This window comes from Brumimicrobium aurantiacum (genome assembly GCF_003402975.1).
Lineage (GTDB): Bacteria > Bacteroidota > Bacteroidia > Flavobacteriales_D > Crocinitomicaceae > Brumimicrobium > Brumimicrobium aurantiacum.
The window spans coordinates 60,874-67,794 of record NZ_QURB01000011.1 but is presented as its reverse complement, the minus strand read 5'-3'; the positions used below and the strand labels follow the sequence as shown (position 1 = coordinate 67,794).

The 6,921-nt window shown below is 33.7% G+C and carries 8 protein-coding genes and 3 tRNA genes; 7 read left to right on the top strand and 4 right to left on the bottom strand.

Annotation, left to right across the window (positions count from 1 at the left end):
• The first annotated feature begins 286 nt into the window (after positions 1–286).
• The 7 genes from DXU93_RS14385 (at position 287) to DXU93_RS14355 (ending at position 4,812) form a co-directional block, all read left to right on the top strand.
• Positions 287–484 carry a hypothetical protein gene (locus DXU93_RS14385; RefSeq protein WP_116882002.1) on the top strand — a complete coding sequence of 66 codons (198 nt, stop codon included), beginning with the start codon at positions 287–289 and terminating at the stop codon, positions 482–484.
• Positions 465–782 (top strand): peptidoglycan-binding domain-containing protein, encoded by a 318-nt coding sequence (locus DXU93_RS14380; RefSeq protein WP_116882001.1) that lies wholly within the window; start codon positions 465–467, stop codon positions 780–782. Before DXU93_RS14385 ends, DXU93_RS14380 begins: the two co-directional genes overlap by 20 nt.
• A gap of 103 nt (positions 783–885) precedes the next feature.
• Positions 886–1,164: a hypothetical protein gene (locus DXU93_RS14375; protein WP_116882000.1), complete on the top strand. Its 279-nt coding sequence runs from the start codon at positions 886–888 to the stop codon at positions 1,162–1,164.
• Entirely contained in the window at positions 1,164–1,385 is a 222-nt protein-coding gene (locus DXU93_RS14370; RefSeq protein ID WP_116881999.1) for a hypothetical protein, read from the top strand. The genes DXU93_RS14375 and DXU93_RS14370 overlap by 1 nt, the downstream gene beginning before the upstream one ends.
• Positions 1,386–1,462: 77 nt before the next feature.
• Positions 1,463–2,005 carry a DUF2272 domain-containing protein gene (locus DXU93_RS14365; protein WP_165851430.1) on the top strand — a complete coding sequence of 181 codons (543 nt, stop codon included), beginning with the start codon at positions 1,463–1,465 and terminating at the stop codon, positions 2,003–2,005.
• A 1-nt stretch (position 2,006) separates the two neighbouring features.
• Entirely contained in the window at positions 2,007–4,142 is a 2,136-nt protein-coding gene (locus tag DXU93_RS14360) for a hypothetical protein (protein ID WP_116881997.1), read from the top strand.
• Positions 4,143–4,326: 184 nt separating this feature from the next.
• Entirely contained in the window at positions 4,327–4,812 is a 486-nt protein-coding gene (locus DXU93_RS14355; protein ID WP_116881996.1) for a hypothetical protein, read from the top strand.
• Positions 4,813–4,860: 48 nt separating this feature from the next.
• On the opposite strand, the gene DXU93_RS14350 is transcribed toward DXU93_RS14355, so the two are convergent.
• The 4 genes from DXU93_RS14350 to DXU93_RS14335 form a co-directional block, all read right to left on the bottom strand.
• A complete protein-coding gene (locus DXU93_RS14350; protein ID WP_123776151.1) occupies positions 4,861–6,060 on the bottom strand; it encodes a site-specific integrase in 1,200 nt (399 codons plus the stop codon).
• A 154-nt stretch (positions 6,061–6,214) separates the two neighbouring features.
• Positions 6,215–6,288, bottom strand: a tRNA-Arg gene (locus tag DXU93_RS14345).
• A 65-nt stretch (positions 6,289–6,353) separates the two neighbouring features.
• Positions 6,354–6,428, bottom strand: a tRNA-Pro gene (locus tag DXU93_RS14340).
• A 306-nt stretch (positions 6,429–6,734) separates the two neighbouring features.
• A tRNA-Ser gene (locus tag DXU93_RS14335) sits at positions 6,735–6,821 on the bottom strand.
• Between the last annotated feature and the right edge of the window lie 100 nt (positions 6,822–6,921).

The following is a 6,921-nucleotide window of genomic DNA, read 5'->3' as shown; positions in this document are numbered from 1 at the left end:
TAGGTCTTCCTGACTTTACTAATTCTACTATGAGAATTTTAAAGTCATTGTCATACTTCTTTGCCATAAATCAAATTTAATCATTTCGGGCTTAATTAATCTGTCACAACAAATATAGACACTCCAACCAGTTAATATTGCTGTACAACCATTATAATAAAACTTACGCGGTTGATTACCCTACACTCACGCTTTTATTTTCTAATGAGTGGGACGACTGGAGCGGTAAATATGCAGAGGTAGCTACACGTTTGCGCGGCTTAGGTTTGAATTAAAACTAAAAGGCATGAATCCGGCGAAAAACCCACAAATGAACAATTACAATTTAATTTTAGATATGACGATTCTAGCGGCGGGCGGCTGGCTTATTTCTTTACAAGAAATAGAAACACTAGCTAGGATTATATCGCTTTTAGTTCCCGCCGCGCTTTCTATATTATTGTATTTAAAAAATCAAAAAAAGAATGGCAGAAAAGAGAAATAAAAACTCTAAATACATCATCGTTATAGTAGTTGTAGCGTTGTTGTTTTATTTCTACTTACGCAATAAAAATCCAGAAATTATACAATCGTCTCCAACCGTATTAAAACGCGGCGATAATGGTGAACTGGTGAAACTTGCTCAACAAAAAATCAATAGTGTTGCGGGTGTTTTAAATATCCCGACGTTGGTAGAAGATGGTATATTCGGAGATAAAACCGAAGCCGCATTTATTGCCCTTTTAGGTTCTCCTAGCGGTACAACATTTCAAGTATCTAACGCTGTTAAAAGTCTAGTATAATGCAAAATAAATTAAGAAATATATCATTCATTGTCGGAATCGTTGCTTCGATTATCACGATATATTATTACGTACAAGCAACGAAAGAATTAAAAAAATAAATATGTCTACGATTAGTTTAGGAGGGACTGACTGGTTAGGAATTGGATCAGCAGTATCAGGATCATCAGTTGAGGGATGCGGAACACGTCCGCTTTTTGACTCTGACGGAAAAGCCGCATATGATGAATGTGTCGCGAATCAACAAAAAATAAAAGCTGCCGAATTAGCCTCCGGCAGTACAACATCACAAAACAATACGAAATATATAATGATTGGATTAGTGTTAATCGCAATAATTATCGCGGTTATTTTTATTTCAATTAAGAAAAATAAAAAATAATGAAAAAGCGCTTAAAAAACTTCTTGCTGGGATTATCAGACGGAATACTGCCCACCTTTAAAAATTCAATCACTACGGACGAAAACGGAGAAAAAGGATTGAATTACGCTAGAGCAATAGCCGCTTTTTTTGGTTGGTTGTTTTTTGTGGCGCTTTTGAAAGGATGGATCAGGCTAGATGAATTTTTATCATTCATTAAAATCATTTTCATTATTGGCTAATGAAGATAAAAGAATCTAAACAAATTATAATTGTGGTAGTCTTACTGGCTGCCATAATTTTCATTTACATGAGAATTATGAGAAAACGAAATTTAGTAACCTCCGCAAAAAACGAATTAATCTTCTGGGGCGGTAGAAATGAAAACGAAACGGCAGTTCATTCTCGTTTAGTTGATTATTGGCAAAAAGGCGCTGGGTGGGATTGGATTACTTTAGATAATATAGAGGAATTCGATTCCAAATATGCTTGGAGCGCTGCGTTTATTTCTTATATCGCTAGAAAAGACTATTTCAATTTTCCAGCAAGCGCCACACACGCAAATTATACTGTTTGGGCTAGAGAAAGAGCAAACCAAGGGCATACGGCACAAATTGCCGTTGAAACTCATTCTTATAAACCAAGACCAGGCGATATTGTAATTAAAAAACGTGGTTATACAGGAGACTTGGCGGGGTTATATCCAACGGCTAAAACTCACGGCGATATCGTTGTCGAAAATAACGGGAATTATATAACTGTAATTGGTGGAAATATTTCTAATTCAGTCACAGAAACAATTATTCCAGCAACAAACGGATTTATTAATCATAGCGATTGGATCGCGGTAATTAAAATGTAATATGGCAAATCAAGGAGAAATATTTGAACTAAAAGCTGGGGAAATATCCCCATCAGGAGAAATTTACGGAAAGATAAAAGCAATTCCCTACTCTAATTTTAGAGCAACTTCAGCAATAGATGATGATGAAATTACAAATGAACCTGTTGACATCTCTTTAGAAGAAGGTGGAGAATTGACAGGTGAGTGGACGAATATTCGATTACTTTATGGACGTGTTTTATTGTACCCTGTTAACGGTTGTTCTGGCGTGCAAGGTGAACCAGGTCAAAACGGTCTTTCTGCTTATGAAGTTTGGTTAGCGCAAGGAAACACAGGAACGGAACAGGAGTTTTTGGATTCTTTGAAAGGTGCAGATAGCGATCCTTCAGATTCTATTAATATTGGAAATAGTGACTTGGAAATTGCGCCTGGCATTAATAGAAAAATTTCACTTCAACCAGGATTAGATTCTGAATCAGGAACATTGTTAGCCATTGGTGGTCCTAATAATAATAATATCTATTTCACGAATGATCAAGATTTTGGTTTTAAATTCGGAATTAATGCTCCAGTATCAATTCAAAATAATGATCTGAACGTAATTTTTGGAAACATTAATGTATACAACGGTGGTCTTGGAATTAGTGAAGATTTACGTGTGAACGGGCTTGGTAAAATTATTAAAGGAAATACCGAAATTTCCATTGATGGTATTACAACAAATGGAATAGTCTCAGACGCAGGAATTAACAAGTTTAATGGCGCTGGTATTGAAGCCATGGGATCAGGTGGTAAATTTTCAAAAATATTCTTTTCAGATTATGATAATATCAGAATAGAATCAATAGATGATGATCCATTAAATTTTCTAAGAATTACAATGTCTGACGATTCGCAGATTAATCTTAAAAAACAAGGTTCTATTCAAACAGTTCAAGGCTTAGCAGATGCTTTAACGTCTATCGGTCTCTTAGAAAGCAGCACGATTGAACCTTCAGATACTGAAAAAGGGATATTGAACGCATATAATCAATGGTTAAACGCTGGAAATGGTGGCGATGTTTCAACTTTTTTAAACTCTTTAAATAAGAATTTAGAGAATAGAAACATGAATATCGGAACAGGGGTTTCAAGAATAATCAATCTAGCTCACCGAACTTCAACATTGAAAATTCAATCTTTATCAAATGAAATATTTCATGGAGGATTCGATTTTTTAAATTTATATAAAGATTCTATTCAGTTCTGGACTGAAGATGGAAATGATAAAATAGCCCTTAAAAAAGATGTACAATTTGACGCTTTGACTACTTTTTATGGTGAAACAAATTTCGACGCATCGTCTATTTCTGCCAATGGTGGAACGAGCCAGTTTAATGGTGGGGGATTACAAGCTTTAGGATATGGGATTGATGTTTCTCAACTATGGGTTAAAAAAAGGATTGACATAAAGTCTCATGAAGCGTCTGGCAGTATTTCAGTTAGTGACGCCCCACTTGGTGGAGAATCACCAGTAGGTGCTGAGGGGAAAACTTTATTTATAACTTTAGCTGATGACCATATTATTGAGTTAAAAAAATCCCCTTCAGTTTCAACAATTCAAGGCTTGGCAGACGTATTAACTTCGATTGGTTTACTAGAAAACAGTACTATTGATACAACTGTACAAAATGGTACTGATGGACTATCAGCCTACGAAGTATGGTTAAACCAAGGAAATGAAGGAACTGAACAAGATTTCTTAGATTCATTGAAAGGTGAAGATGGGGCTTCGTTTAGTGATGAACTTAACGCTTCATTCATTTCAATGAAATATGATAGTACTTATCCAAACCTAATTTTAGTTCCTTCTACTCCGTTAAAAGATAGCGGAGGGGTTAAAGAGTTTAAACCAATTGTAACATTGAACTCTGATGAAATAACTTTAGATTTTACTGGTGGATTGTTGAACGGAAATCAAGTAGATGTTAATTCTATTGCTCCAATTCTTCAAGTTACCAGTGGACCACTTGACACTATTTTAAGAGCGGTACCTGATAGAACGAACAATATTATTCGCATTAAAATACATGGAACTCCACCAGACGGAGACACACCATTAAACTCTTTAGTTTCATTCAATTTTTTATCAATGAGCAATTTATTTAAAAAGTAAAAAGTAAAGTATAAAATGTATATTATAAACTTGAAAGCCCTGGTCATAGATCAGGGCTTTTTGTTGTTTGCAAGTTTAAAGTATTCATTCGTCCTTTAAACCTTGCCATTCATTCAATAAGTCGTTTTTGGAACGGTTAATGATGTTTAAATGTTAATTTTGTTAAAAACAAAAATATATATTTATGAAAAAAATAATTTTTTTTATCTGCTTATTTACTTTATCCTCATGTTGGACTAGAATTGGAGATTTAACTATGGTCGCCAATAAAAACGTTGATTCTTCAAAAGAATATGTTCTTGTTGCTCAAAACGTAGAAGGAAAATCCAAAACCAAAAAAGGTGATCCTTTAGAAAGTGCTATTGATGCAGTAGTAGCAGAACATAAAGGAAATCATTTAATGAATGCGAAAATATTTATTAAGAATAACGGTAAAAAAGTTAAAGTAATTGGTGATGTTTACGGAGACAAAGAAATCTCGATCACGACAACCATATCGAAAGAAATAATTTTGAAAGTTGGTGATGACGTTTCATTTAAACACAATTTAAAGCTAATTAAAGGTGAAATTATTGGTATTAATTCTGATAATGCTGTGATTGAATTTAAGATAAATGATGAAAAGAAAATCAAAGAAATACCGTTTGAAGATCTTACAAAATTAAAATAAGAAAATGTTTAATTAAAAAGCCCTGGTCATAGATCAGGGCTTTTTAATTTATTTATCCCAATTTATATTTCTTGCTGCTGTTTCTAAATCTCGCTCTGTGACCCTTAAATATTTTCTTGTCATTTCCATTTTTGAATGGCCTGCAATCATTTGAGCCTTTGTAATATCTAAACCAAAATCATTGACTAGTAATGTTATACAAGTATGTCTTGCGAGATGTGAATGCAATTCTTGTTTAATTCCTGCAAAATTCTGTAATTCTTTCAATTGTCTATTATAATGTTGATTCGTGTATCTGAAGAAAAAACGAATGTCTTTTTGAACATCTTTTACGTTTTCAAATTTCTTAAAGTATTTCAAAATAATCTTGTCAATTTTTCCTCCCCAAAAATCAGAAATAATCCATTGAACCTTCTTTGCACTTCTATGTCTTAACTTCTCCTGAATATAAGTTAATCTAATTCTCCCCTGCTCTAATACTTCAAAATTTTCAAAACTTAAATTTATTAGATCACCAAACCTTAACGAAGTATAACAAGAAAACAAAAACATATCTCTAGTTTTATCCAGCTCAGGTCTCAAAGACATATCCAAATTTTCTATTCGTGTTAATTCTTCAAGAGTTAATGAATGTGTTTCAGGTTCAACCTGGTGTATTTTAAATGTTCTAAACGGATTTTTTGCGTAATCCACTACTCCATCATTTACTGCAACATTCATAACGGTTTTTAAACGAAGCATTAGAGATGCACGTCCATTTAATTTTAACTTTTTGGTTTCCTTCAAGAAAATGTTAAATGATTCCAAAAAGAACACATCAACTTTTGTAATTGGGAAATCTTCTTTTCTAAATTCCTTTAAATAACGTAGTGTTCTACGGTATATCATTTGTGTTCCTTCAGTAAGTTCTGAATTGGTAACCTTTATTACACGATGTTCAAAGAATTCAAATAATTTTACTTTTTGAGTTCCTAAAGTTACACTAGAGAAATCTCCAGACATTGCTTCTTTGATCACTTGATCTTCTAACGAGTGTCTTTTAAGTATTAATTTATGATTTAATTCCTGGTAGTTTGGAATTGATTTTTTGAGTTCATTCTTATTTTCATCCCAAAATTTTGGGGCAATAAAAACTCCAGTTGAGCGGAAAATCCTCTTTTTTCTACTCAAATAAATCATCACTTCAACAGGTGCCTGTCCTTTTGTATTCAACCGTTTTTTACGATTGAAAATGTATTTTGTTTTCATAGTATCACGAATTTTGAAATTGGTATCACGGATCAGTATCACAATCCTTTACGTTGTTCAAGCGCTGCCAAAAACAAAATCGTTCTAAACCTAATATACTCTAGACCTTTGTCTAAAATAAAAAAGCGTTGATGGAAACCATCAACGCTTATAGTGAGCCCGAAAGGATTCGAACCTTTGACCGCCTCCTTAGAAGGGAGGTGCTCTATCCAGCTGAGCTACGAGCCCTAGTTTAAAACTAGTGTAAACACACTTTTAATCAAAAAAAGGGGATGAAATCAATCATCCCCTTGTCGGGGTGGCAGGATTCGAACCTGCGACCTCCTGCTCCCAAAGCAGGCGCGATGACCGGGCTACGCTACACCCCGAACTGGTCATTCTTTACATTAATTCAATAACGTTTTATTGAATTTATTAAGATTTAAAATCTTAACGCTAATGTTTTATTTCAATCTATTCTTTTCTAAAGAATCATTTGCGGGTTGCAAAGATACAAACAATTTTTAACTTAGCAAGCGTTTTATTTAATTATTTTTTAATAAATTTTTAATCACTTAGTAATCAATAAATTCATCTTAAAATTAATTTCAATTAAAACAAACTCTACAGTTGATTCAACATTTTCTCTTCCTAACTTCATCGAAAAGTTTTAACATCTGTTTGTATTTATCGTGCGGAGAGAGAGGGATTCGAACCCTCGATACAGTTGCCCGTATAACACCTTAGCAGGGTGCCGCTTTCAGCCACTCAGCCACCTCTCCGTTTATTTCAATTTACAAGATTTCGCTTAACCTTGTTACAACTTTATCGTTGCGGACTGCAAAAATACTAATAACTTACACTAATCAAACCTTTTTAAGG

Excerpts from the sequence above, each read along its gene's own strand:
- DXU93_RS14385 (WP_116882002.1), top strand. The coding sequence starts at position 287 with ATGAATCCGGCGAAAAACCCACAAATGAACAATTACAATTTAATTTTA.
- DXU93_RS14380 (WP_116882001.1), top strand. The coding sequence starts at position 465 with ATGGCAGAAAAGAGAAATAAAAACTCTAAATACATCATCGTTATAGTA.
- DXU93_RS14375 (WP_116882000.1), top strand. The coding sequence starts at position 886 with ATGTCTACGATTAGTTTAGGAGGGACTGACTGGTTAGGAATTGGATCA.
- DXU93_RS14370 (WP_116881999.1), top strand. The coding sequence starts at position 1,164 with ATGAAAAAGCGCTTAAAAAACTTCTTGCTGGGATTATCAGACGGAATA.
- DXU93_RS14365 (WP_165851430.1), top strand. The coding sequence starts at position 1,463 with ATGAGAAAACGAAATTTAGTAACCTCCGCAAAAAACGAATTAATCTTC.
- DXU93_RS14360 (WP_116881997.1), top strand. The coding sequence starts at position 2,007 with ATGGCAAATCAAGGAGAAATATTTGAACTAAAAGCTGGGGAAATATCC.
- DXU93_RS14355 (WP_116881996.1), top strand. The coding sequence starts at position 4,327 with ATGAAAAAAATAATTTTTTTTATCTGCTTATTTACTTTATCCTCATGT.
- DXU93_RS14350 (WP_123776151.1), bottom strand. The coding sequence starts at position 6,060 with ATGAAAACAAAATACATTTTCAATCGTAAAAAACGGTTGAATACAAAA.